Source organism: Iningainema tapete BLCC-T55 (assembly GCF_014698965.1).
Classification (GTDB): domain Bacteria; phylum Cyanobacteriota; class Cyanobacteriia; order Cyanobacteriales; family Nostocaceae; genus Iningainema; species Iningainema tapete.
Genome location: NZ_JACXAE010000082.1, coordinates 15,146 through 37,606 on the forward strand (window position 1 = coordinate 15,146; position 22,461 = coordinate 37,606).

Genomic DNA, 22,461 nt, shown 5'->3' on the forward strand with positions numbered 1-22,461 from the left:
TAAGCTTTGGCGGTTTTGAGATTATATTGATTTGTGCCAAAGACAAGCCTTATTTGTTTATTCCTTTCTACTAAGCAGATCTCCGAGCAAAAGAGTACCAAATGAAGATAGCAATTAAGGCTCCAACTACTGCTAGAGCTACACCAGGAATACTGAGGGAGGCACCCGTTAGGGCTAGTCTTCCAGTACTGAAAAATACACCTAAAGTTCCACCAATAAATGCACCAATGATTCCTAATATCATTGTGGAAAGAAATCCACCACCTTGATGACCTGGATAAATAGCTTTGGCGATCGCACCAGCAATAAGACCTAACACTAACCAAGCAAGCAGATCCATTATTTTATCTCCTTTTGATCGCTGTCTTTCACTGACATTATTTAGTATATCCCTCGTCCCACAATAAATTCATCTTTCATGAGAGATATTTTAAGATCCCCGACAACTTTTACGAAGCCGGGGATCTGTCTGTGTTTGTTACCTTTCTAAACAATAAAGCCAAAAATGTATATCTGTAGTTATTCCAGTTGATTGGTTTATCTACACAGTTTGGAATACCTCTATACTTTTCTAAAACCAAGTTATGTTCTTGAGCCACATTAATTAACTGTGCAACATCTGTTCGACCAAATATTCTCCAATCTAATCCAAAGGGTTGGATACGATTATCAACATCTAACAGTCGCCACAGCCTAAATCGACAATGAGAGAGTGGCGATCGCTAGTTTCAATTGCTTGTTTAAGCAGGAGGTGATCCCAATTCTTGTGTACATCTAAATGGAGTGGTAGATTTAGACTTTGGATTTCCTGCTTTGCAGACAGAATCTCTTGCCAGTTTTGTAGAACCTTAATCACGCTAAAGTAATTACAATATTGTATTCTTTTGATTAAGAATGTTTTACATCAAGCTACTGAATAAGACTAAAAAAATATTACAAAAATTAAAAGTACCCATAGGAATATTTTTGGCAGTACTATGGGGTATTATTCTCCTGTTTAACCAGCCAGGGTTATCGCAGCAACCTGTTGTCCTAAATTTGCTGATGACGGCACCAGATGCCCAACCGTGGAAACAAGGCTTAATTAAAGACTTTGAGGGCAAAAATCCAGGTATTCGCATCAATATTATAGAAGGTCCCAATGCCACTAACTTGCTAGAAGACCTTTACACCTCAGCTTTCATTTTGGGTGATTCTCCTTATGACTTAGTCAATATGGACGTGATTTGGTTGCCCAAATTTGCCGCAGCAGGATGGTTATTGGATTTAAGCGATCGCATTACCCCACAAGAGTTGACAGCATTTTCACACATTGATGTAGAAGGGGGGCGTTACGAAGGCAAACTTTATCGCATCCCCGTGCGTAGCGACGTAGGAGTATTCTATTACCGTACAGACTTACTCAAAGAAGCACAATTACCACCACCAAAAACCTTTACAGATTTGCTGAAAATGTCCCAAACATTGCAAAAACAAGGCAAGGCTAATTGGGGATACATTTGGCAAGGGCGTCAATATGAAGGATTGGTAGCAATGTTTGTGGAAGTACTCGAAGGCTTTGGCGGTTTTTGGGTAAATCCGCAAACTTTAGAAGTAGGATTAGATCAAAGCGAAACATTAAAAGCGATCGCCTTTCTTAAAGATACAATTTCTCGTGGCGTTTCTCCGGCTGGAGTCACAACCTACCAAGAAGAAGAAACCAGACGTATATTTCAAAGTGGGCAAGCAGCATTTTTACGGAGTTGGCCCTATCTTTGGCCCCTAGCAAACCAACCAGATTCCCCCATTAATGGTAAGATCGCTATTCAACCAATGGTGGGAAGCAACGGTAAACCAGGAGGAGCATGTTTAGGCGGTTGGGGTTTAGGAATTGCCAAAACCTCAAAACATCCAGAAGAAGCCTGGAAAGCAATTCAATATCTTACATCAGAAGAAGCACAGCGTCAACTTATTTTAAATGCAGGCTTTGTACCCAGTAGACGCTCATTGTTTACAGATCCGCAAATTGTCGCCAAATACCCTCATTACCCCCAATTATTACAGATAGTACAGCAAGCAGTCCTACGTCCACCCATCGCCCAATATGCCCAAGCGTCTGATATCTTACAACGCTACTTGAGTGCTGCACTAACAAATAACATGACTCCCGAACAAGCCATGAAAGCTGCAGCTGACGAAACCAGGCGTTTGTTAGCCGCAGGGAATAAACAATGAGTATAGGGGGATGGTGTAGAGACGCTCCGGCGGAGCGTCTCTACAGGTAATTACGGTTTCTAATCCAAAATCTAAAATTATTGACATGCATACAATCCGAAGTCGAGAACAGCGTACAGCGTGGATTTTGTTAATCCCCGCACTACTGCTACTGCTGTTTGTATTTGGCTACCCTATATCTCGTGCTTTTTGGTTAAGTTTGTTTACACAAAATTTGGGAACAAAACTGCAACCTGTGTTTTCTGGTTTAGATAATTATACGCGAATTGTGGGTGATGGTCGTTTCTGGCAAAGTTTCTGGACAACAACTGTATTTACCGTAGTATCTGCGATTTGTGAGTTGCTGCTGGGACTTTTAATTGCTCTGGTTCTTAATCAACGCTTTTCTTTTCGTGGTGTGGTGCGTACTACTGCTATATTACCTTGGGCTTTGCCTACTGCTTTGATTGGTTTGGCTTGGGCGTGGATTTTTAACGATCAATTCGGGGTTGTTAATGATATTTTGTTGCGGCTGGGTTTGATTAAGACTGGGATTAATTGGTTGGGGGAACCAACGCTAGCTTTGATTGCGGTAATCTGTGCTGATGTGTGGAAGACTACCCCGTTTATTAGTATTTTGTTGTTGGCTGGTTTGCAGTCGATTTCGCCTGATTTGTATGAGGCTCATGCTATTGATGGTGCTAGTTCTTGGCAAAGTTTTCGCAAAATTACTTTACCTCTTTTGCTGCCGCAAATTCTGATTGCTGTGTTGTTTCGGTTTGCTCAGGCTTTTGGCATTTTTGATTTGATTGCTGTGATGACTGGGGGTGGTCCTGGTGGTGCAACTGAGGTGGTGTCGCTGTATATATATAGTACTGTGATGCGTTATTTGGATTTTGGTTATGGTGCTGCTTTGGTGGTTTGTACTTTTGTTTTGTTGATTGTGGCTGTGGCGATCGCGTTTGTGTTTTTGCGGGGGTTGCGTGTGAGGAGGGGGGTGTGAAAACAAAAAATAAAAGGATCTGGTTGTGGGTGGCGATTTTGTTGGTTGTGGTGTTTTGTTTGGCTCCTGTGCTATGGCAGGTGTTGACTTCTTTTAAGGTTAATCAGGATATTTCTCGGGTTCCTACTGTTTATTTTCCGACAAGGTTGACTTTGAGTCACTATTTTGATTTGTTTGCTCGTCGTCCGTTTTGGCTTTACATTTTTAATAGTGCTTTGGTATCGATTGTTTCTACTGCTTTGTCTTTGGGAATTGGTGCGCCTGCTGCTTATGCTTTGGCGCGTTTGCGTCCTTGGGGTGGTGGGGTTATTCTTGGTGGTGTTTTGGTTGTGACTTTGTTCCCTGGGATTTTGTTGTTTTTTGGATTGTTGGAGATTGTGCAAAGGTTACACCTGGGAAATAATTATTTGGCTTTGATTATTCCTTATACTGCTATTAATTTGCCTTTGACTATTTTGGTGTTGCGCAGTTTTTTTGAGCAGTTACCTAAGGATTTGGAAGATTCGGCTAGGGTTGATGGTTATAATACTTTGCAAATGTTGGTACAAATCTTAATTCCGATGACGGTTCCTGCTTTGGTGACTACTGGGATTCTTACTTTTATTTTTGCTTGGAATGAGTTTATTTTTGCTCTCACTTTTATTACTCGCGAACAAATGAAAACTATTCCTGTTGCTGCTGCTCAGTTGGGTGGTGCTTCGGCTTTTGAGATTCCTTATGGTTCTATTGCTGCTGCAACTGTAGTGGGAACGTTTCCATTGGTTGTACTCGTTTTATTCTTTCAACGCAAAATTGTTCAAGGTTTGACGGCTGGTGCAGTTAAAGGATAATGAGAAAGTGGTTAATGGTTAATGGTTAATAGTTAATAGAACAATCAACAATTAACAATCAACAATTAACATTCATAAGATGGCTAAACTAGAATTAAAAAACTTAAATAAAACTTATAGCCCTAACGTTGTCCCAGTTAAAGATCTGAGCTTGAGTGTTGATGACAACGAGTTTCTGACTTTACTCGGTCCTTCTGGTTGTGGTAAATCGACTACACTACGCATGATTGCAGGTTTGGAGGAACCAACTCATGGTCAAATTATCATGGGTGGTGAAGATATTACGTTTAAACAACCAGGCGATCGCAACATGGCTATGGTGTTTCAAAGTTATGCTTTGTACCCGCATATGTCGGTATACGAGAATCTCGCTTCTGGATTGAAGCTGAAAAAAGTGGGTAAACCTGAGATTGAACACCGGGTGTCTGAAGTAGCAAAACTTTTGGGATTAGAAGACTTACTATATCGTAAACCTGGCCAATTGTCTGGGGGACAACGCCAAAGGGTTGCAGTTGGGCGGGCGCTGGTACGTCGTGCCCAAGTGTATTTGTTGGATGAGCCGTTGAGTAATTTGGATGCGCTACTCAGAGAACGAGTGCGGGCGGAGATTAAGCAACTGTTTGCAGCACAAAAAGCTCCTGTTGTCTATGTTACTCACGATCAAACTGAGGCAATGACGCTTTCTACTCAAGTAGCTGTGTTAAATAATGGTTATGTGCAGCAACTTGCTCCTCCTTCGCGCATTTACAATCATCCTGCTAATTTGTTTGTGGCGGGTTTTGTTGGTAGTCCACAAATGAATTTGCTAACTTTACCTTGTGAAGGACGTTACGCTATTTTAGGTGATTACAGAGTGCCTCTGCCAAATATTCCCACAATACCTCCACAAATTGTCTTGGGAATTCGTCCAGAAAATGTCCGCATTGCTCAACCAGATGATACTCAAACTTTCCACGCTCAAGTATATTTGGTGGAAAATCTAGGTATGCACAATTTGGTGAGTGTACGTGTTGCTAGTTCCCGTCAAGAATCGTTGACTATGCGTGCTTTGTTACCTACAGACCAAAATTGGGTTGAAGCTGAAATTACCTTGGCTCTACCTCCTCAGAATATCCACTGGTTTGATGTTCAATCTGGGGATTTACTGGGATAAAAGCTTAAAGTTTCCAAGCTGGATTAAAATGTCGTCGCACAAAAGTGGTGAGCATGACTTGAGGGGAACTCCAACGCGGAATGGTAGGAAGGATCATTTTCTGTAAGTCCCACAATCCAATAGACTTGTCGGGGTTGGCTCCGGTATCATCGCTAGGATCGCTAAATATCATCAGGGGAGTAGGTAAACTAAATGGTGGTAGACAAAGGTTGAGGGGTTTCCATGAGCCAACTGCTGCATCGCGATTTTGAGTTGTGGCTGGGTATGTTGTGGTTAATAGGTATCTAGAACTACTTTGCTGAAACTGTCTTAGTGCTAAGCATCCATCTCGCAGTGGTAAATGTACGAGGCAATCACGACAAATAATCAAATCTGCTTGGGGTAAAGAATTTTTGGTGATGTCCCCTGTCATAAATTGAATGGTAGCATTACCATAATTGACTTGATTTTTTTCAATCATTTCTGATACCACGTCAATTCCAGTATACGTGATGCCATTTAGGGGGATATGACGCATCCAGTTGAAGTCTCCGCAGGGAGCATCCAAAATAGATTTGATCCCAAATTGTGCAAGTAGTTCCAACACAACTGTTCTAATTGCCACAGTGGTAGCTAATTCTGATCCCCTACCTGAGGCTGACTCGATACTCTCCCACAAGTTAACTTGATTAATATGAGTGAAGATTCTTTGCATAAAATCGTGAGGCGTAAAATCCAAAAAGGTGTGATTTGGTTTTGGGTATGTATTCTTAGTGTCTGTTTGTTGATGAGCGGCTGTCAACTATCAGGTACAAAAAATGGCGTGATTCATCTCACAATGTGGCACGCTCTCAACCCCCCACCTAATCGAGATGTATTTCAAAAACTTGTGGATAAGTTTAATCAAAAACATCCTGATGTACAAGTAGAATCTCTATATATAGGTCAAGCCGATCAAATCATGCCTAAAATCCTCACGGCTGTGATTGGCAATGCTTCTCCTGATATACTGTGGTATGATTCATCAATTACGGGGCGGTTGGTAGAGTTACAAGCAATCCAACCTTTAGAAGATTGGCTCGATCGCTCTACTTTAAAGTCAGAAATTGATCCGGCTCTATTTGAAGGGATGGTTTTGGATGGTCACACTTGGTCAATTCCCTTTAGCACTAATAATACAGGAATTTTTTACCGTCCCAGTCTATTCAAAGCTGCCGGAATTACTAAATTACCCCAAACTTGGGAGGAATTGCGCTCAGTTGCTCGTCAACTCACTTTGGATAAAAATGGAGATGGTCGTAAAGACCAATATGGAATAGTATTGCCACTAGGTAAGGGAGAATGGACGGTATTTACTTGGTTACCGTTTATGTTTAGCGCTGGTGGAGAGTTGGTGGAGGCAAATCAGCCAAAGTTAATCAACCAAGGAGCGATCGCCGCTTTGGATTTTTGGTCTAATCTGATTAAAGATGGTTCTGCAATCAAGTCTCTACCAGAAAGAGGTTACGAGCAAGACGATTTTATCGCAGGGCGTGTCGCAATGCAAGTGACTGGACCTTGGACTTTGGGTTTTTTAGCTCCTATGGGGATTGATTTTGATGTTTTACCGATTCCCAAAAATCGACGACAGGCAGCGGTAGTGGGTGGTGAGAATTTGTTTGTGATGAAGACTACTCCAGCAAGACAACAAGCAGCTTTGCAGTTTTTAGAGTATGTCTTAAGTGAAGAATTTCAAACTGAAATAGCTCTGGGTACAGGCTATTTGCCCGTTAATCTTAAAAGTCGCCAAAGTCAGGCATATCAAAATTTTCTCACCAAGCAGCCTTTACTCCAAGTTTTTTTAGCACAAATGAATCAAGCTCGTTCCCGCCCAAATATTTCTGGATATAACCGGATTTCAGATAGTTTGGGTAGAGCTATTGAAGCAACGCTTTTGGGCGAATCACCCCAAAAAGCTCTCCAAAAAGCACAAGAAAGATTAAAGCTGTTTTGGGAAGATTAATTTAGTGCCTGGGCTTCTTGATAAATAATTTCCTGAAACTGAATCATATCCTTTTGCGGATCGGCGTGGGTAACTTTAACTAATACCTCTTCGCCCAAACTCACGTGTCGTTTGAAAGCCATTGGTAACTGCAAGCCTAAATCTTCTAATAAAATAAGTGCTAAACCACTGTCTTCCCTCAGCCACATGAGCACAGTTGTTTCCCAAACTTGATTGGGATGGCGGCGCAGATACTCTAATGCCCAGTATCTATTAGTTTGTCTTTCTACCATTGTTACTTCTTGGGTGGTAGTGGAGACAGTCAACATTACTTCTTTAAGTTGTTCTGCGGAGAAGGGTAAAACTTCACCACGCAGGTGGGCTTTAAGTTGAAAGTGGGTGAGTAAGTCGCTATAACGGCGGATGGGAGAGGTAGCTTGAGTGTAGGTATCCAAACCCAATCCGGCGTGACGTACTGGGGTAATACTCATTTCACTTTTCGGCATACAGCGACGCATGGCACAAGCACGGACAAATCCTGCTGGTAGCAGTAGCAATTCTTGCTCTGGTGGTAGTTCTGGTTGCGGTTGTCCGCGAAAAGGTAGGGGAATGTTATGAGTTTTGCCGTAACGCGCAGCTACTTCACCAGCTAGGATCATCATCTCTGCCACTAATTGCCGGGATGAGGAGTCGTCTAAAAGGTCAATGTTAATATCGTCACCTTTGACTTTGATCATTGCCTCGGGCATGTTGATGCTAATTGCACCTTGAGCATACCGCCAACTTTTACGCTTTTGTGCCCATGTAGCGATCGCCGCTATTTCCGGTTCTGCCTGTACGCCCAATTGCAACATCTCATCTACGTCTTCGTAAGTCAGGCGATAGGTTGGCTTGATTATACTAGCATGAATACTGTATTCTTCTACTTCCCCTGATGGTGCTAAAATAATGCCAAAACTAAGGGCGCAACAAATTTGACCCTGAACTAAACTCATTGGGCCAGTTGCCAATATTTCTGGGAACATGGGGATCATCCCCGTGGGCAGGTAAACTGTACTACCCCGCTTTCTTGCTTCTAAGTCTAACTCATCTTCTGGCAATAACCACCGCGTCGGATCAGCAATATGAACCCACAACTGCTCTCGCCCCGAAGCAAGTAATTCCCAACTTAAACCATCATCTATTTCGGTAGTACTTTCATCATCAATTGTGTACACCTTTAAATGTGTTAGATCCAAGCGGTTTACATCTTGGTCTTGCACAGGGGATTCAATACGCTGTTGCGCCACTTCTAATACCTTACTATGGAACTGAACTGGAATTGACGAACGACGCACAAATAAGTTTTCGTGCGCACCCCACCAACCCAAGTCCACTAACAGTTGGTAGGCTCCTTGGGGGGTTGCTTGACGCCCCAGCAAATTCATTGTCTCTAGAACTGGTGCTGGGGGGGGATAGGCACGAGCTAAAGATTCTGAATTTAGCCCTACACGTACCATATCAGCGACTAACGCTGCATATTTTTCCAGTCCTTCCAAACGTTGGCGATCGTGACGTTGCCACTCTACTGGTTCACCTTTGAGCGCTTGCTCTACACGAGCCAAAAATTCTTGTTGTCCTCTTGCTTTGAGCGCTTCTACTTCTATTTGGTGTTTACGTTCTGTTACCTGAGCTGCTGTACGTGGTTCGTAAGCTTCTCCTTTTTGCTTAAAGTAGATTTTGTCTTCTGATAACAACCAATAGGCTGCATAACACTGGGCTGCTCCTGAAGAGGAAAACAGCAGATTCGCCATGTCGGCTGGGGTAACAGTTTCCCCTCCTTCTACGAGTAATTCCCAAGCCACCTCTAAACTTGATGGATCTAAATAGGGTTTTACTTCTTGAAGAAATTGCGGAATCTGCGCTGGTTTGTAAGTTTGTCCTGTCACTATGTAGCTAAATTGCCGAGGTGCAAGACTGTGAGATTGCCCTCGCTCATCTACCACAAACCATCGGGCTTTACCGTCTGGACGATCTACTATACCCAAACGGCGATCGCTCGATTGTCTAAATTCTACCAGCGTCCCCTTGTCCACAAGCCTTGCAATTTTATATGTAAAATTTTGTTTGGTCGAGTTAGGAGTTAGGAGTTAGGAGAAGCGTAATTTTTCTGTTATTACTCATTACTCTTAACTCATCACTCTTAACTTTATTTAGCCTTCCGCGTTAATAAACGGTAATAAGGCTACAATTCTGGCGCGTTTTATTGCCTGTGTCAAATCTCTTTGTTGCTGAGATGTTAACCCTGTAATCCGGCGCGGTAATATTTTACCCCTCTCGGTGATAAACTTACGTAATAAGTCTACATCTTTATAATCTATTGGTTCTCCTGGTTTAATTGGAGACAACCGACGGCGGTAATAGCTCATTGTTACTTAATTTCCTTGTGAACGGTATGTTTGTTGCAATGAGGGCAAAACTTTTTCAGTTCTAACCTGTTAGTGGTGTTGCGACGATTTTTTGTAGTTGTATACCGAGAAACACCAGGAGAGCGCTTATCTGGGTTTGTTCGACACTCTGTACACTCCAGTGTCACTACGATACGGACACCTTTACTTTTAGCCATAATCTGACAAGTACGGATACCTGAAAATAATTAACACAAATACTTATGATATCATGTTTCGCTTAATTGTTTCAACTAATCGCTTGAATTTAATATCCAACGAGTAGCCGCGACGCGACGAAACGATCATAGTCCGACAAGTGCGATCATGCAAAGCTTGCCGTATGGGGGTATCCCAAAAAGCTGCACCACAATCAATTGCTAGGGGAATCATTAGCAGTATAGCAGTGGGATTGCGTATGATGTTGCTTAAGGCAATAGAAACCAAAAGCGCACCTAAACCAATTATGCCCTCACGTTGTAAAAGTGTCTGTAAATCGGGGACTTTTCCTGTTTTAACTTCCAACACTTTCATGTCGAAGGCATAACGTCCCAAACTCTGCCCTTGATTGTTATACACCAAAACCACTCGGATCACTAGCCAAGCGATCGCAAAAACTAGTATTTGAACAATTTGAATCCCGACTTCGCTACTGCCTAAAAAAGAACTGACTAACCACACAACGAGAAAATCAATCCCTAAAGCCATACCCCTACGCCCAAAATCAACTTGGGGGTAGTGTTTGGACGTAACTTTTTCAATAGACATAATAAATAAGTATTTATATTTAGGTTATAAATTTATTTTGTATGTTTTCTCTAACTTGATCTTAAGATCCAAGGGATAGAATCTTTAAGCTGAACAGTAAAAAGCCAAATTTTCACTATGCTGCAAGTTAGCGAAGCAGAAGCAATAATTCTTAATTTAGTACAACCTCTCGATCCTCAACAGGATACAGAGTTTGTAGATTTGTTAACAGCAGATGGAAGAATTCTTGCTACTCCTGTAACAAGTCAACTCGATTTTCCGCAATGGGATAATTCGGCAATGGATGGCTACTGCGTGCGTTATGAAGATGTACAGCATTGTAGTGCCGAACATCCAGCAGTTTTGGAAATTGTTGAGGAAATTACTCCAGGTAAAGAACCCCAATCTACTATCCAACCAGGGCAAGCAGCGCGGATTTTAACAGGTGCGTTGATCCCCACAGGTGCAGATACAGTAGTAATGCAGGAAGTAACACGTCGAGAGGAAAATCGTGTCTTCATCGAAGCTACTCCTCAACCACAACAATTTATTCGGCAACGTGGCTCTTACTATCAAGCAGGGACACAATTATTACCGGCGGGAATTAAGTTAAATGCACCAGAAATTGGTGTACTAGCAGCATCTCAGTCTATACAACCGCGTGTATATCGACGTGTGAGAGTATCAATTATTTCCACAGGTAGCGAGTTAGTCACACCAGACACATCTTTACAAACAGGGCAAATTGTCGATTCAAATCAGTATGCACTGTTTTGTTTAGTCAAACAAGCGGAAGCAAAAGCTCACATGTTGGGAATTGTCAAAGATGATGTCGAGGCAATCGAGCAAGCGATCGCCTCTGCTGTTGCTAATTCTGACATAGTAATATCAAGCGGTGGTGTCTCGGTAGGAGATTATGACTATATTGAGAAAATTATCGAGTCTCTTGGCGGTAAAATCCACTTTAATACCGTGGCGATGAAACCTGGTAAACCATTGACATTCGCCACATTTTCCCGTGGAGACGCTCCGGTGGAGCGTCTCCACGATACCCCGGATAACGACGCCACCGATACCGCCCCGATAGGGCGTCTCTCCTGCTTGTATTTTGGTTTACCTGGGAATCCTGTTTCTGCTTTAGTAACTTATTGGCGATTTGTCCAACCAACCATCAAAAAACTGTCTGGACTTACTAGTGGGTGGGAACCAAAATTTGTCAAAGCACTAACTCCTCAAGATTTGTACTCAGATGGTAAGCGCGAAACTTATCTTTGGGGACAGTTATCTTTAAATGGGGAAGGAGTTTACGAATTTCACCTAGCTAGCGGTAGTCATAGTTCCGGTAATTTAATTAATCTAGCTCAAACCAACAGCTTAGCTGTTTTGCCTGCTGGCACTACATCAGTTTCCAAAGGAGAACACGTAAAAGTTTTACAGGTGGGAAATTTTTGATTGTTAAACTTGTAGTGAGCGCTGTCTTTGCTCAGGTTGATAAGGGCTGAAGCCCTTACTACAAACTTTAACTTTTTCCATTGCGATTTACCCAAATAGCTCTGAGTCCCGCTGCTTTAGCTGCGTGATAGTCTTCTGTAATACTATCGCCAATATGCCATGCTGCCTCAGGTGCACAATCATGTTTTTCTAAAGCAATGGCAAAGATTTGGGGATCGGGTTTAGCTGTGCCAACCTGAGTGCAAATGGTAATCGACTCAAAATAGTCTCGCAATTCCAAAGCTTGTAATACAGAGTAGATGCGAGAATCAAAATTAGACACCACTCCTAGTTCAATTCCCATACTGCGCCACTTTGTTAAAGATGGTAAAACATCAGGATAAACAAACCACGGTTCAGCTGTACCAAAGTGGATGTAAACTTCACTAAAAAAACTAGAAAAGTCAGAGAATAGCTTGATAGTACCAGCTTGTTCAAAGGTGGTTTTCACAACGCGAAGCCACCACTCAAATTCTAGCTGCGGAACATCATGCGGTTCTGCGTTAGGAAAAATTGGTGGCGTTGTGGCTTTAAAACTCTGGATAAATGTTTGATTCAGAGTTTCAGCAGAAACTTCAACGCCAAACTCTCGCGCTATCTGACTATAAACTTCGCCCACACTACCTTTAACGCCGAAGAGTGTACCAACGGCATCGAGAAAAATAACTTTGGGTTGTTTCATATAAAGCTATTAGCGCTGACTGCCGAATGCTATTTAGCAAGTGTCTCTATAATAGGACGGGCTAGCCAGTTAAATCCAACTTTTAGCTGATGATCTAAAGTTGGTAAACGATAAAGGTAGGCAAGACGACGGGCTATGTATGCAAAAGTACCATTGAGTTTAATCCCTAACCCAGCTAAAGTGGCGTCGTCGGTTCCTAATGTCATCATTTCGCCAATATACTGGTAGCGAAAAGGAAGTAAAGGACGATTGGTAAGATTAGCCCAAATGTTCCAAGCTGTGTAATCTGCTTGTTGAAAAGCAGCTTGTGCTGTTGCCGGAACTTGTTTACCTTCTGCATCGAGAGTGTCTGCTAAGTCTCCTAAGGCAAATATATTGGGATGATCGAGGACTTGTAAAGTTGGTCTTGTCGTAATTTGACCACGTTGATTTTGCTTTACACCCAGTGTACGCACTACTGGTGCTACTCTTGTGCCTACTGTCCAAATTACTAAATCTACGGGGATCGTGTCCACCTGATTTTTATATTCTAAGGAGATGCTATCAACAGCGATCGCTTCTACTTTGGTTTCTAAGTCAATAAATACTCCGCGTTTTTCCAGGGCAACGCTAGCAGATTGTCTGTTAAATTCTGGTGAGGTACGTAAAATTTGGTCACTTAGTTCAATTAACCGAAATCTTCCTCTTTCGCCTAATCTATCTGCTAGTTTGCAAGCTAACTCTACACCAGAATAACCTGCGCCAACAATTGCTACCCTGATTTTATCTGCATCTGATTCTTCTAATACTCTTAGCCGTTCTTCTACACGATAAGCATCGGCGATTGTCCGAAATGGGTAAGCGTAAGATGTTGCTCCTGGTACTATATCTAGTGGTGTTTCTCCACCCAAAGCTAAAACTAATCTGTCATAAAAAATTTCTATTCCATCTTGTAAGTGTACTCGTTGCTGATCTATGTCAATTCCTGCTACAGTTGCTTGACAAAAACGTACACCTGTGTTTGCTAGTAATTCTTCAAAGGGAGGGGCTATTTCCCAAGTTTGTAGTTCTCCGGTAAGTAGTTCATATAAGAAGGGGGAGAAGAGGAAGCGATCGCTTTGATCAACCAGAACTACTTCAGGTTTTTGTGTAGGTTCCCAAGGTAACTGGCTTAAGCGCAATGCTGTGTAGAGTCCTCCAAAGCCTCCACCAAGGATACAAATTTTAGCAGGTTGTTGGGTCATTAGTCTAGGGGAGGGTTTATCCCATTAAGTAACTTATTTAAGTTTACTAATTTCTTTGGGTCTATAAAGTCTAGAAACCCGGCATCTTCAAGATACCGGGTTTCTAATTAAGTTAAAAACTTTATTAATTACCACCAGAGGTGATAGCTTTGTTATGCTGGGCGGTATCTTGTCCCTTGATCGACCATTTACCGTCACTACCTTTTTCGTACAAGTTTTTCAGGCTATTCCAAGCAACTTGCTGAGCACCTTCTTCACTCAAACCGTCTTTTTGAGCTGCATTAAAAGCAGCAAGAAAGATTTGCTGAGCTGACTGAGGCAGGTTTCCTTTAATTTCTTCAGGTAATTCTTCTATTTTGCCGTATGCCATAAATTTGCTCCGATTTTCTACCCTTGAGCTTATCTTACGAATTGGTAAGCAAATTTTCCTCTTTCTCAAAGTAGAGATGGCAAAATTTAAATCAGCGATGCAATAATGTTAATGTCTCATGAGCATTTTTGTGCATGGGGAATAGTCTTTAAGCCTAGTTGTGCTGTTTCATAAAGACGATTGAATTCTCGCTCGTAGTGGGCTGCGACTATGGGGTTTTGGATTGCGATTAAAGTTTCATCATTGGTATAGTTGCCAGCATCAGACCAGTTATGACTACCAGTGATCACTAAAACTCCATCCACCACTGCCATTTTACTATGCACGGCGCGATCGCCTCTGGGTGCGATCGGAAAACCAACTGTGGTGATGGGTTTCTTCCACGGTTTAACTTTGATACGGCTATTTTTCTTTCCTGGGCGAGGACAAACACCCATTGCATCGTAAGCTTTGGAATAAGATTGTCTAAAAAAATCAGGATCGATCAGCAATTTGATATCTTCTACCCCTTTGTCGTGTACATTGCCCAATGTATCGCTAATATTTTGTGCCGAGAAAACAAACAAAGCCACATGTACACTTTTTTGCGCTTGCTGTAAGTAAGAAGCAATTACTCCATTACTAGTCAAGGCAATATCATCTTTTCTGCTTGATGGTGAAAAATTGATTGTGATAGTTCCATCACCAACAGGAATTGTCACAGGATTTCTTTTTGGCTTACGAGATTTGAACAATCCCTGCCACATGTAGTTAAATTCATTAGTAAAGGCGTGTGATAAATTAGAGTTGTTAGGAATGACAACCATATTATTAGCATTTCCTTGACTATCAAGATTACCAAAATCGCCGTGCATGTCAGAATTAGTGAAGTTACCGCTAGATATAATAGTAGTCTTTCCATCTACGACGACAAATTTATGATGCATTAGTCCACTACCTTTAGTAGCACCATCAGATGTGTCATCTTTAATTTCAATACCGCTTTGAAGTAAGACAGCTAAAGCATCAGTAGGATATTGTTTTAACTGTTCATAAGCTTGTTTGTCATGACTATTCATTTTCGAGATTTCTAAGTTTGTATATTCAGCTAAAGTCTTATTATATTTATGATCAATTATTACCCTTACTTTCACACCACGATTATGAGCATTCTTCAGAGCTTGGGAAATTTTAGGCAGCCTAAATTCCATTACAGCAAGATCTACAGATGAATTTGACCCTGCAATAGCATCAACAATCTGCTGTTCTAGGTTATCTCCCTTGCGGATAAAATTTCTGTAGGGATCTTGATAAGCAGAAGCTTGATTATGGTTAAAATAGATTTGAACTGCCGCATCTTGAGGTAGTTGAACTTTTGTTTGTGGTGAATGGTTAAGACTTTTAAAAAGCGCAAACCCACTGCTGAAAAATATTAAGATTAAGACTAGTTTTGTAAAAACTGCTATTTTTTTACTCAATCTCATGTAGAATAATTTTTGTAAAAAATATATGCTTCATAGAACAGTAGAGACGCGAAATTTCGCGTTTAGACAAAGTAATTTGTTTACAAGTATTATTAGAGAAGGTGATAAAAGCAATAGGGTTATTGCGGAATTTAATTGAGAAAGCTTAATTTATTCCGTAATTACAAGTAAGGATAACCAAAGCCTCTCTAGATACCCGACTTCGTAAAAGTTGTCGGGTATCTATCATCCCTAAGGCGGGAAGAATTGGATATGGTTACCATATATGTTCAAAATAGAAACAGCTAATGCCATGTTCCCTAGCTGAAAATTTATGCAAGTCTATTTAGATTACAGCGCCACTACCCCGACTCGCCCAGAAGCGATCACCATTATGCAACAAGTTCTTACCCATCAGTGGGGTAATCCTTCTAGCTTGCATGAGTGGGGACAAAGAGCGGCAACAGTTGTGGAAAATGCGAGAATGCAGGTTGCTAATTTAATTAACGCACCAGATCCTGAATCGATCATTTTTACTTCTGGAGGCACTGAGGCAAATAATTTGGCAATTATGGGAGTTGCCAGATTATACACTAAACCTCAACATATGATTATTTCTAGTGTTGAACATTCAGCTATTGCTGAACCAGTGCAATTACTAGAGTTTTGGGGATGGGAAGTCACGAGGTTGAAAGTAGATGGTTATGGAAGAGTGAACCCAATAGATTTAAAAGCAGCGTTACAAGATAACACTGTGTTAGTATCAGTAATTTTCGGTCAAAGTGAAGTAGGAACTATTCAACCAATAGAGGATTTGGGAAATATTGCTCATAGTCATGGTGTTTTATTTCATACAGATGCAGTGCAAGTGGCAGGAAGATTACCAATAGATATGACAGTATTGCCTGTAGATTTGTTGAGTATCTCTAGTCATAAAATTTATGGTCCTCAAGGTGTTGGAGCTTTGTATGTCCGTCAGGGCGTGGACTTAGTTCCTCTGCTGGGTGGTGGAGGACAAGAAAAGCAACTGCGATCTGGTACGCAAGCAGTGCCAATTATTGCCGGGTTTGGGGTAGCAGCTCAGTGGGCAATGCAAGAAATGCCGAAAGAAACACCCCGGTTAATTAAGTTACGCGATCGCTTGTTTGCCCAGTTAACAGAAATTCCTGGTTTAATACCCACAGGATCTCGCCACAATCGCTTGCCTCACCATGTGAGTTTCTGTTTAGAATATGCAGATGGTGAAAAACTCAGCGGCAAAACTATTGTGCGGCAGTTAAACTTAGCTGGTATCGGCATTAGTGCCGGAGCCGCATGTCACAGTGGAAAACTTAGCCCTAGCCCGATACTATTAGCAATGGGCTACTCAGAAAACGCGGCTTTAGGAGCTATTCGCATCACATTAGGGCGCGATACGACAGAAGCTGATGTAGATTGGGTGGCAATGGTCTTAAGACAGGTTTTAGAAAGACTAAGACCTGTAGAATTAATTATGAATTATCACTAGAGACGTCCCACCGGGGCATCTCTACAATTCCTGTATCCTGACGCTCAAAATGGTTGAACTTCCCAAAACACTAGATGATGCAATCGCCCAAGCCCGTGAAGCTACAAAAGCAGCACTAGCAGATGGGTATACTAAACTACAGGTTGAGTTGATCTTCCCAGAGCTTAAACCAATGCCTGTAGCAGAACAATTTCTACCCATATTTGAAGAATATGGTTCTCGGTTAAAAGTTTTCTTTCCCGATGCTGGTGGTGCAGCTCTGGCTCGTCGTGACTGGGAGAATGCACCATTTCAAATCTTAGATCTCGGCAGCGGTAGAACTGCCATACAACCGAAGATAGAACCAGAAGATGAAATTTTCTTATTTGTTGCTCCCACTGTAGTTGAAGTGGTGCAATTAGAAAAGCTCTGCGCTCAAATAGGATCGCGCCCTACAATAATGTTAAATCCTTTCTTAGAAGACGCAGGAAAGATTGGGATTGGTTATGCAGCAAGACAAACCCGTGAACGATTCCTCAATACCATTGAATCTAGCTACTACGTCTTTCCCATCTACGAAGATGTAGCAATATTTCGCTGCTATCCTGGGCAGTGGGAAGTGTGGGTAGAAACTAATGGTGAATATAAAAAAATTGTCGAGTTACCCGAAAAACCTTCGGGCGAAGACGTTGACGGGATTTTAGCCAAACAACAGCAAACTCCAGGGGAAGCTGCTCCTGGGAAACCAACTTTCCTGAGAGGTTTGCAGCGATTTATGCGCTCCTTAACAAGGTAATAGAGTAATTCGGAATTCCAAATTATCAATTCCGAATTTTTTTTTAGTGTTAGAGAATGGCAGTTATCCTGCCAAACTCTCAATGAGATGCCAATGACGGCAATCTTCAATCGCTTGCTTAATAAATTCAAACATTTGCCGACAGTGATTTTGAAGTTGGAGTGGCAGTTCCTCGTTTTTAATCACAATACTCATACGGGATTCTGTTTCAGTAGCCGTGCTTCTATCTATCAGTACCTCTACGGTAACTAATTTAGAAAATGGAACTTGTCCTGGAATCTCACGCGCCATAATATAGTCGGCTGTGTAATATTGCACATCCAAACCACAATCTTGTAGAAGTTCTACAAGCAACGGTTGGAGATGGTTGAATGAGATAGAAACAATAAATGAACAGGTATAGCGAGCCATAATAGCCCCACGCCTTGTAACACTCCGTCCATCCTATAATAGTTTACGAAGTAGACAAATATCGTTCACTAATTTCGTTTTGTCAGCTTTTTCCCTCGCAACCCGCTCATTGCCTGCGGTAGATTGCAAGCTGATAGCTAGTAAAATAGGGGAGCGGCGGAGGTTGAACATGAAAATAGCAATTGCAGGAGCAACAGGATTTGTCGGTAGTCGTTTGGTTGAGCGACTCCATTCTCAGGGTACGAGGGTGCTGGTGATAACTCGAAACACCGCGTTTGCCCAAAAAGTTTTTCCATCGAGAGCTTACCCAAATTTGGAAATCGTTACATATACACAGATGATTTCTGATTCTGACAATGTACTATCTAGTTGTGATGGTGTAGTCAATCTTGCCGGAGAATCCATCGCTGAAGGACGTTGGACACCAGAACGCAAGCAAGAAATTCTCAATAGCCGTAAGCTAGGTACACAAAAAATAGTCGCAGCTATAGTCAAGGCTAATCCTCAGCCTAAGGTGTTAGTTAACGCTTCAGCTATTGGTTTCTACGGTACTAGTGAAACTGCTAGCTTTGATGAAACCAGCCCCACTGGTAAAGATTTTCTCGCTGAAGTTTGTCAAGCTTGGGAAGCAGAAGCACAAAAAGTTACACAAGCTCTTGTGCGACTGGTGATTTTACGATTTGGGATTGTTTTAGGTAACGGTGGTGCTTTGGGTAAAATGATTACCCCTTTTAAACTTTTCGCCGGTGGTCCTTTGGGTAGTGGAAAACAATGGTTTTCATGGATTCACTTAGATGATGTGGTGAACTTAATTGTACAAGCTCTCACTCAACCAGAAATGCAAGGAGTATATAATGCTACGGCTCCTCATCCTGTACGGATGGCACAACTAAGTACAACTATGGGGCAAATTATGAACCGTCCTTCTTGGTTACCTGTGCCCGCTTTTGCTCTTGAGGCTCTTTTGGGAGATGGGGCAATGGTAGTTTTAGAAGGTCAACAAGTTTTTCCGAAACGCACTGTCGATAGTGGATTTCGATACCAGTATTCTGATTTACAATCAGCCTTGCAACAAATTTTGAAATAACCGTAGAGACGTTCCGGCGGAACGTCTCTACGTGGGTGGGGCGGCGGAACGTCTCTACATAGGTGGGGCGTCTGTACTAATTAGTCGAAAATTTGCGAGAAATCCAACCGATCACACCACTAATAATTGCGCCCGCCATTAAAATACCAATGGCTGGAGTAAAGACTGGTTGCCAAAGCTTGTACCATAAGTCTAAGCCCAGTGGGACTCCAGCTGTGTGACCTATGACGGCAACCGCCAACCAGACAAAGCTTAGTATCACTACAAAGACATCTGCCACTAACACTAAGTTGAGCCAATGCAAAAATTTATCTTTCATAATATGGTGCATTTTCCATATTCAAGGTTGTTAATTGCTAATTGAAGACTGGTAAGAGGACAATTAACAATTAACAATTAGCAATTATTCTTCAAATAACCAACTTTTTATTTTTGCTAAACTCTGCCAATCTGGTTTTCGCGTTAAACCTTCATCAATGCTGGCTTTGATTTCTTCAAGCCATTCTGGGTTGACAAACATTAACTGTTGTGCAAAGTCAACATGTTGGCGTAAACCTTTTTCACCTGTTTCTAGCATTGCCACCGCCAGATTTACCCTTGCCTGTGGATCTTGTGGATTTAACTTTACAGCCTTTTGAGCTGCTTTGTAAGCTGGGTTAGGCTTGTTATCTAGCAGATATAACCACGCTAAACAAGTCCAGGCTGAACTACTTTTTGGCGCGCGATCGCATACTTCTTTAAACAGGGGGATCAAAGCAGAAGCTGGTTCTCCTGCTTTATAACGTTCCAAACCTGTATCAAACAACGAATCTACTGTTTGAGTCATAGATAAGAGTCAAATAAACAAGGCATTTTAGATTTTAGATTGAGTGAGGAATCAAAAATCTAAATCCACTAGACGCCAAATGACTTACCGCAACCACAGGTTTGACTAGCGTTGGGGTTAGTGAATTGAAAACCGCCACCAATCATAGCATCGCTGTAATCTAACATCAAGCCATAGAGATATAGTAAACTTTTGCGATCGCTAACAATTTTAAAGCCATCATATTCAAAAACTTCGTCATGGGCGGAAATCTTGCTTGTTTCCTCAAAATCCATCATATAAGACATTCCTGAGCAGCCACCTTGACGTACTCCCACCCGTAGGCATAAATCTTTGTCTTGCTTGTCTCTTAAAAGTTTAACCTGAGCTAAAGCCGCTGAGCTTAACAGAATTCCTCGTGTTTGGGGCGTTTGTGTTTGTGTCATTTGCGATTGCTACTCCGTAATCAGATCAAGTTTTTGTCTTTATTGTAGCGACTATGAAGTCATTCCTTGGCAAATTGTAAATACAAAGGTCAAAAGCACACAAAGATTTTTATTCTAGAATTGAGAGATTCAATGTGTTTAGAGATTCGTGCCTGGTTTGGATTTGAAGTCTTGCTTGAGTCCCACCGCACAACTACTCTTCACCAATAGCCAGGTAGTTTCACCCGTGGCTTTTGCCCTAACTCCATGTATAAGCATACTTCTTTTAATTAACCTACTCTATGACAAGTTTTAATCGCTCTACCAGTCGTCGGCTACAGAAATTAACTCAAATTCCTTCTGTATGGGAGGGCGATCGCCGTCCATTGTCATCGCAATATCGAGTCGAGGAATCAGAAGCACAGGGCGAATGTATTCTTTGGGTGGATGGTTCACAAGGTATTGTCAGATCGATGGACGTGGTAGCGCCACAAACCGGTCCAGAAGCGATTGTTCGGACCCTAATGCGAGCAATGGAGTACCCCCATAGTCCAGCCAAACCAGCTCGCCCACAAAAAATTGTCGTCAGAGATCGAGAAATCCAATTTTACCTGCGTGGAGTGCTACAAGATTTGGACATTGCGATCGACTACGTACCAGAACTGCCATTGATTGACGAACTATTTCGTGGGTTTGCCGAAATTATCGATAGCCAAGTTCCCGATTTACCTCCACAGTATGCACAAGCAATGCTTGATAAAGCATTTGCCATTTGGGAAGCATCTCCTTGGGAATTACTGGAAGAACAACAAATTTTGTCCATAGAAATTAATCAATGGGATGTTGGCACTCTCTACGCCAGTGTGATGGGGATGCTAGGAATGGAGTACGGAGTTTTGTTGTATCGTTCCGAAGACTCCCTCAAGCGGTTTCGAGCCACCGTTTTACAAGATGACGACTCACAAGGGCATTTGGAAGAAGCCTTTTTGAAGCAAGATTGTTTATTCCTCACCTTTGAACTTGGTGACGAAGACGAAGACGAAGATGAATTTAGTGACTTAGCAGATCTACCAGTATCGGAAATCGATCCCACTTTTGGCAATATTCATCCTTTAGAAGGATTGCGTTCTGTTCTGTATGATGAAGAAGCACTAATTGTCTACGTTGCACTAGAAGCTATTTGCCGTTTTGTGCGCGATTTTCGTCGTCAGCTCAGTGATGATTTCCCGAACCTCAATCGTCGCTATCGCATTACCCTACCTGAGTCAAATGAACCAATTAAATCATTGTCTGTCACTGTCTCTACTCTGCCAGAGTTAGCAGCAGAATTAGAGGAAATGGCAGGTGATGTGATTGAGGAAGAAGACGAACAAACGGCTATATTTAGATCTTTACGAGATGACTTGATCCCAGAAGACTCATTTCTGAGCTTAGGTGTCGTGTCTTGGGAAATGTTAGAGTTTTTACGTAAGGGCGTTAATTACCATAAAGCTGGGGAAATTACACAAGTTGGGGAAGGTTTGCCCGTGATTTTAATTCAAACTTCCCGTCCTAAAGCAAAGACTGTAATTGAAAATATCGAAGAAGCTGGAGGACTTAAAGCCATTTGTTTTAATCCTGGTGCAGATCCTATGGATGATAAACACTACGACTTGGGTTTATTACAAACCGAAAACGGAGAATTATTCCTGTTTGGTGAGTTTGAAGATGATGATCCAGTTCATGTAGAAGCTAGAAAAAAATGGAATCAGCGGTGTAAAAATACGCAGGGCTACTGTGGCTTGATTATCGCTAAAGGTTTAACGGGTGCTTCTCGTGGAAATCCTCAGTTACGAGACATGATGGCTTTATTTGAAGCGAAATCTCTTTCACCCAAAGATTTAGGTATCGGTATTCTTCAACTCATGCCTCAACTATAGTTTGAGTACACC

At 41.8% G+C, this 22,461-nt stretch carries 25 protein-coding genes; 10 read left to right on the top strand and 15 right to left on the bottom strand.

All coding sequences use genetic code 11. The features are described from left to right. Nucleotides 1–70 precede the first annotated feature (70 nt). Nucleotides 71–340 carry a GlsB/YeaQ/YmgE family stress response membrane protein gene (locus ICL16_RS26365; RefSeq protein WP_190833945.1) on the bottom strand — a complete coding sequence of 90 codons (270 nt, stop codon included), beginning with the start codon at nt 338–340 and terminating at the stop codon, nt 71–73. Nucleotides 341–676: 336 nt separating this feature from the next. Further along, nucleotides 677–856: a hypothetical protein gene (locus ICL16_RS26370; protein WP_190833947.1), complete on the bottom strand. Its 180-nt coding sequence runs from the start codon at nt 854–856 to the stop codon at nt 677–679. Nucleotides 857–894: 38 nt separating this feature from the next. On the opposite strand from ICL16_RS26370, the gene ICL16_RS26375 reads away from it, so the two are divergent. The 4 genes from ICL16_RS26375 (at nt 895) to ICL16_RS26390 (ending at nt 5,179) form a co-directional block, all read left to right on the top strand. Further along, nucleotides 895–2,214, top strand: coding sequence for an ABC transporter substrate-binding protein (locus ICL16_RS26375; RefSeq protein ID WP_190833950.1), 1,320 nt, complete (start codon nt 895–897; stop codon nt 2,212–2,214). A gap of 85 nt (nt 2,215–2,299) precedes the next feature. After that, the gene (locus tag ICL16_RS26380; protein ID WP_202895737.1) at nt 2,300–3,196 is read left to right on the top strand and encodes a carbohydrate ABC transporter permease; all 897 of its coding nucleotides are present in this window, start codon (nt 2,300–2,302) and stop codon (nt 3,194–3,196) included. After that, on the top strand, nt 3,193–4,026 hold the full coding sequence (locus ICL16_RS26385; protein WP_190833952.1) for an ABC transporter permease subunit: 834 nt from the start codon (nt 3,193–3,195) through the stop codon (nt 4,024–4,026). The genes ICL16_RS26380 and ICL16_RS26385 overlap by 4 nt, the downstream gene beginning before the upstream one ends. Before the next feature lie 79 nt (nt 4,027–4,105). Continuing rightward, the gene (locus ICL16_RS26390) at nt 4,106–5,179 is read left to right on the top strand and encodes an ABC transporter ATP-binding protein (protein ID WP_190833954.1); all 1,074 of its coding nucleotides are present in this window, start codon (nt 4,106–4,108) and stop codon (nt 5,177–5,179) included. Between the two features lie 4 nt (nt 5,180–5,183). Here the strand turns inward: ICL16_RS26390 and ICL16_RS26395 are convergent, their stop codons facing one another. Continuing rightward, nucleotides 5,184–5,873, bottom strand: a complete 690-nt coding sequence (locus tag ICL16_RS26395) for a class I SAM-dependent methyltransferase (RefSeq protein ID WP_190833956.1) — start codon at nt 5,871–5,873, stop codon at nt 5,184–5,186. Here ICL16_RS26395 and ICL16_RS26400 point away from each other — a divergent pair. Beyond that, nucleotides 5,853–7,160 (top strand): ABC transporter substrate-binding protein, encoded by a 1,308-nt coding sequence (locus ICL16_RS26400; protein WP_190833958.1) that lies wholly within the window; start codon nt 5,853–5,855, stop codon nt 7,158–7,160. The two genes, ICL16_RS26395 and ICL16_RS26400, sit on opposite strands and share 21 nt — an antisense overlap. Here the strand turns inward: ICL16_RS26400 and ICL16_RS26405 are convergent. The 4 genes from ICL16_RS26405 to ICL16_RS26420 all read right to left on the bottom strand — a co-directional run bounded on the left by ICL16_RS26405 (nt 7,157) and on the right by ICL16_RS26420 (nt 10,333). Next, on the bottom strand, nt 7,157–9,214 hold the full coding sequence (locus ICL16_RS26405; protein ID WP_190833960.1) for an RNB domain-containing ribonuclease: 2,058 nt from the start codon (nt 9,212–9,214) through the stop codon (nt 7,157–7,159). The two genes, ICL16_RS26400 and ICL16_RS26405, sit on opposite strands and share 4 nt — an antisense overlap. Nucleotides 9,215–9,331: 117 nt before the next feature. Further along, nucleotides 9,332–9,547 carry a 30S ribosomal protein S18 gene (rpsR, locus tag ICL16_RS26410; RefSeq protein ID WP_190833962.1) on the bottom strand — a complete coding sequence of 72 codons (216 nt, stop codon included), beginning with the start codon at nt 9,545–9,547 and terminating at the stop codon, nt 9,332–9,334. Nucleotides 9,548–9,549: 2 nt separating this feature from the next. Then, complete coding sequence (gene rpmG / locus ICL16_RS26415) at nt 9,550–9,744, bottom strand: 50S ribosomal protein L33 (RefSeq protein ID WP_190833964.1); 195 nt, start codon at nt 9,742–9,744, stop codon at nt 9,550–9,552. 43 nt (nt 9,745–9,787) lie between these two features. Next, the gene (locus tag ICL16_RS26420; RefSeq protein WP_190833966.1) at nt 9,788–10,333 is read right to left on the bottom strand and encodes an RDD family protein; all 546 of its coding nucleotides are present in this window, start codon (nt 10,331–10,333) and stop codon (nt 9,788–9,790) included. A gap of 117 nt (nt 10,334–10,450) precedes the next feature. Here ICL16_RS26420 and ICL16_RS26425 point away from each other — a divergent pair, with 117 nt between their 5' ends. Next, nucleotides 10,451–11,764 carry a molybdopterin molybdotransferase MoeA gene (locus ICL16_RS26425; protein WP_190833968.1) on the top strand — a complete coding sequence of 438 codons (1,314 nt, stop codon included), beginning with the start codon at nt 10,451–10,453 and terminating at the stop codon, nt 11,762–11,764. 67 nt (nt 11,765–11,831) lie between these two features. On the opposite strand, the gene ICL16_RS26430 is transcribed toward ICL16_RS26425, so the two are convergent. The 4 genes from ICL16_RS26430 to ICL16_RS26445 all read right to left on the bottom strand — a co-directional run bounded on the left by ICL16_RS26430 (nt 11,832) and on the right by ICL16_RS26445 (nt 15,541). Next, on the bottom strand, nt 11,832–12,485 hold the full coding sequence (locus ICL16_RS26430) for an HAD-IA family hydrolase (protein WP_190833970.1): 654 nt from the start codon (nt 12,483–12,485) through the stop codon (nt 11,832–11,834). 29 nt (nt 12,486–12,514) lie between these two features. After that, a complete protein-coding gene (locus ICL16_RS26435) occupies nt 12,515–13,708 on the bottom strand; it encodes an NAD(P)/FAD-dependent oxidoreductase (RefSeq protein WP_190833973.1) in 1,194 nt (397 codons plus the stop codon). 124 nt (nt 13,709–13,832) lie between these two features. Next, the gene (locus ICL16_RS26440; protein ID WP_190833975.1) at nt 13,833–14,078 is read right to left on the bottom strand and encodes a ChaB family protein; all 246 of its coding nucleotides are present in this window, start codon (nt 14,076–14,078) and stop codon (nt 13,833–13,835) included. A gap of 116 nt (nt 14,079–14,194) precedes the next feature. After that, on the bottom strand, nt 14,195–15,541 hold the full coding sequence (locus tag ICL16_RS26445) for a phospholipase D-like domain-containing protein (RefSeq protein WP_190833977.1): 1,347 nt from the start codon (nt 15,539–15,541) through the stop codon (nt 14,195–14,197). Nucleotides 15,542–15,854: 313 nt separating this feature from the next. Here ICL16_RS26445 and ICL16_RS26450 point away from each other — a divergent pair, with 313 nt between their 5' ends. Together ICL16_RS26450 and ICL16_RS26455 are read left to right on the top strand one after the other, a co-directional pair. After that, nucleotides 15,855–17,027, top strand: coding sequence for a cysteine desulfurase family protein (locus ICL16_RS26450; protein WP_190833979.1), 1,173 nt, complete (start codon nt 15,855–15,857; stop codon nt 17,025–17,027). A gap of 49 nt (nt 17,028–17,076) precedes the next feature. After that, nucleotides 17,077–17,802: a DUF1995 family protein gene (locus tag ICL16_RS26455; RefSeq protein WP_190833981.1), complete on the top strand. Its 726-nt coding sequence runs from the start codon at nt 17,077–17,079 to the stop codon at nt 17,800–17,802. A gap of 63 nt (nt 17,803–17,865) precedes the next feature. Here the strand turns inward: ICL16_RS26455 and ICL16_RS26460 are convergent, their stop codons facing one another. Further along, nucleotides 17,866–18,213: a hypothetical protein gene (locus ICL16_RS26460; protein ID WP_190833983.1), complete on the bottom strand. Its 348-nt coding sequence runs from the start codon at nt 18,211–18,213 to the stop codon at nt 17,866–17,868. 169 nt (nt 18,214–18,382) lie between these two features. On the opposite strand from ICL16_RS26460, the gene thyD reads away from it, so the two are divergent. Continuing rightward, complete coding sequence (gene thyD / locus ICL16_RS26465; RefSeq protein WP_190833985.1) at nt 18,383–19,300, top strand: thylakoid membrane protein ThyD; 918 nt, start codon at nt 18,383–18,385, stop codon at nt 19,298–19,300. A 76-nt stretch (nt 19,301–19,376) separates the two neighbouring features. Here thyD and ICL16_RS26470 read toward each other — a convergent pair whose 3' ends face one another. From ICL16_RS26470 to ICL16_RS26480, 3 genes are all read right to left on the bottom strand, one after another. Then, on the bottom strand, nt 19,377–19,619 hold the full coding sequence (locus tag ICL16_RS26470) for a hypothetical protein (RefSeq protein ID WP_190833987.1): 243 nt from the start codon (nt 19,617–19,619) through the stop codon (nt 19,377–19,379). Between the two features lie 84 nt (nt 19,620–19,703). Further along, nucleotides 19,704–20,126, bottom strand: a complete 423-nt coding sequence (locus ICL16_RS26475; protein WP_190833989.1) for a tetratricopeptide repeat protein — start codon at nt 20,124–20,126, stop codon at nt 19,704–19,706. Nucleotides 20,127–20,194: 68 nt separating this feature from the next. Then, a complete protein-coding gene (locus ICL16_RS26480; protein ID WP_190833991.1) occupies nt 20,195–20,551 on the bottom strand; it encodes an iron-sulfur cluster assembly accessory protein in 357 nt (118 codons plus the stop codon). Nucleotides 20,552–20,832: 281 nt separating this feature from the next. Here ICL16_RS26480 and ICL16_RS26485 point away from each other — a divergent pair, with 281 nt between their 5' ends. Beyond that, nucleotides 20,833–22,449, top strand: coding sequence for a DUF6930 domain-containing protein (locus ICL16_RS26485; RefSeq protein ID WP_190833993.1), 1,617 nt, complete (start codon nt 20,833–20,835; stop codon nt 22,447–22,449). The last annotated feature ends 12 nt before the right edge of the window (nt 22,450–22,461 follow it).

Bases quoted from the DNA above. Each gene is read 5' to 3' on its own strand.
- ICL16_RS26365 (WP_190833945.1), bottom strand. From the start codon at position 340: ATGGATCTGCTTGCTTGGTTAGTGTTAGGTCTTATTGCTGGTGCGATC.
- ICL16_RS26375 (WP_190833950.1), top strand. From the start codon at position 895: ATGTTTTACATCAAGCTACTGAATAAGACTAAAAAAATATTACAAAAA.
- ICL16_RS26380 (WP_202895737.1), top strand. From the start codon at position 2,300: ATGCATACAATCCGAAGTCGAGAACAGCGTACAGCGTGGATTTTGTTA.
- ICL16_RS26390 (WP_190833954.1), top strand. From the start codon at position 4,106: ATGGCTAAACTAGAATTAAAAAACTTAAATAAAACTTATAGCCCTAAC.
- ICL16_RS26400 (WP_190833958.1), top strand. From the start codon at position 5,853: ATGAGTGAAGATTCTTTGCATAAAATCGTGAGGCGTAAAATCCAAAAA.
- ICL16_RS26395 (WP_190833956.1), bottom strand. From the start codon at position 5,873: ATGCAAAGAATCTTCACTCATATTAATCAAGTTAACTTGTGGGAGAGT.
- rpsR (WP_190833962.1), bottom strand. From the start codon at position 9,547: ATGAGCTATTACCGCCGTCGGTTGTCTCCAATTAAACCAGGAGAACCA.
- rpmG (WP_190833964.1), bottom strand. From the start codon at position 9,744: ATGGCTAAAAGTAAAGGTGTCCGTATCGTAGTGACACTGGAGTGTACA.
- ICL16_RS26420 (WP_190833966.1), bottom strand. From the start codon at position 10,333: ATGTCTATTGAAAAAGTTACGTCCAAACACTACCCCCAAGTTGATTTT.
- ICL16_RS26425 (WP_190833968.1), top strand. From the start codon at position 10,451: ATGCTGCAAGTTAGCGAAGCAGAAGCAATAATTCTTAATTTAGTACAA.
- ICL16_RS26430 (WP_190833970.1), bottom strand. From the start codon at position 12,485: ATGAAACAACCCAAAGTTATTTTTCTCGATGCCGTTGGTACACTCTTC.
- ICL16_RS26435 (WP_190833973.1), bottom strand. From the start codon at position 13,708: ATGACCCAACAACCTGCTAAAATTTGTATCCTTGGTGGAGGCTTTGGA.
- ICL16_RS26440 (WP_190833975.1), bottom strand. From the start codon at position 14,078: ATGGCATACGGCAAAATAGAAGAATTACCTGAAGAAATTAAAGGAAAC.
- ICL16_RS26445 (WP_190833977.1), bottom strand. From the start codon at position 15,541: ATGAGATTGAGTAAAAAAATAGCAGTTTTTACAAAACTAGTCTTAATC.
- ICL16_RS26450 (WP_190833979.1), top strand. From the start codon at position 15,855: ATGCAAGTCTATTTAGATTACAGCGCCACTACCCCGACTCGCCCAGAA.
- ICL16_RS26455 (WP_190833981.1), top strand. From the start codon at position 17,077: ATGGTTGAACTTCCCAAAACACTAGATGATGCAATCGCCCAAGCCCGT.
- ICL16_RS26460 (WP_190833983.1), bottom strand. From the start codon at position 18,213: ATGGCTCGCTATACCTGTTCATTTATTGTTTCTATCTCATTCAACCAT.
- thyD (WP_190833985.1), top strand. From the start codon at position 18,383: ATGAAAATAGCAATTGCAGGAGCAACAGGATTTGTCGGTAGTCGTTTG.
- ICL16_RS26470 (WP_190833987.1), bottom strand. From the start codon at position 19,619: ATGAAAGATAAATTTTTGCATTGGCTCAACTTAGTGTTAGTGGCAGAT.
- ICL16_RS26475 (WP_190833989.1), bottom strand. From the start codon at position 20,126: ATGACTCAAACAGTAGATTCGTTGTTTGATACAGGTTTGGAACGTTAT.
- ICL16_RS26480 (WP_190833991.1), bottom strand. From the start codon at position 20,551: ATGACACAAACACAAACGCCCCAAACACGAGGAATTCTGTTAAGCTCA.
- ICL16_RS26485 (WP_190833993.1), top strand. From the start codon at position 20,833: ATGACAAGTTTTAATCGCTCTACCAGTCGTCGGCTACAGAAATTAACT.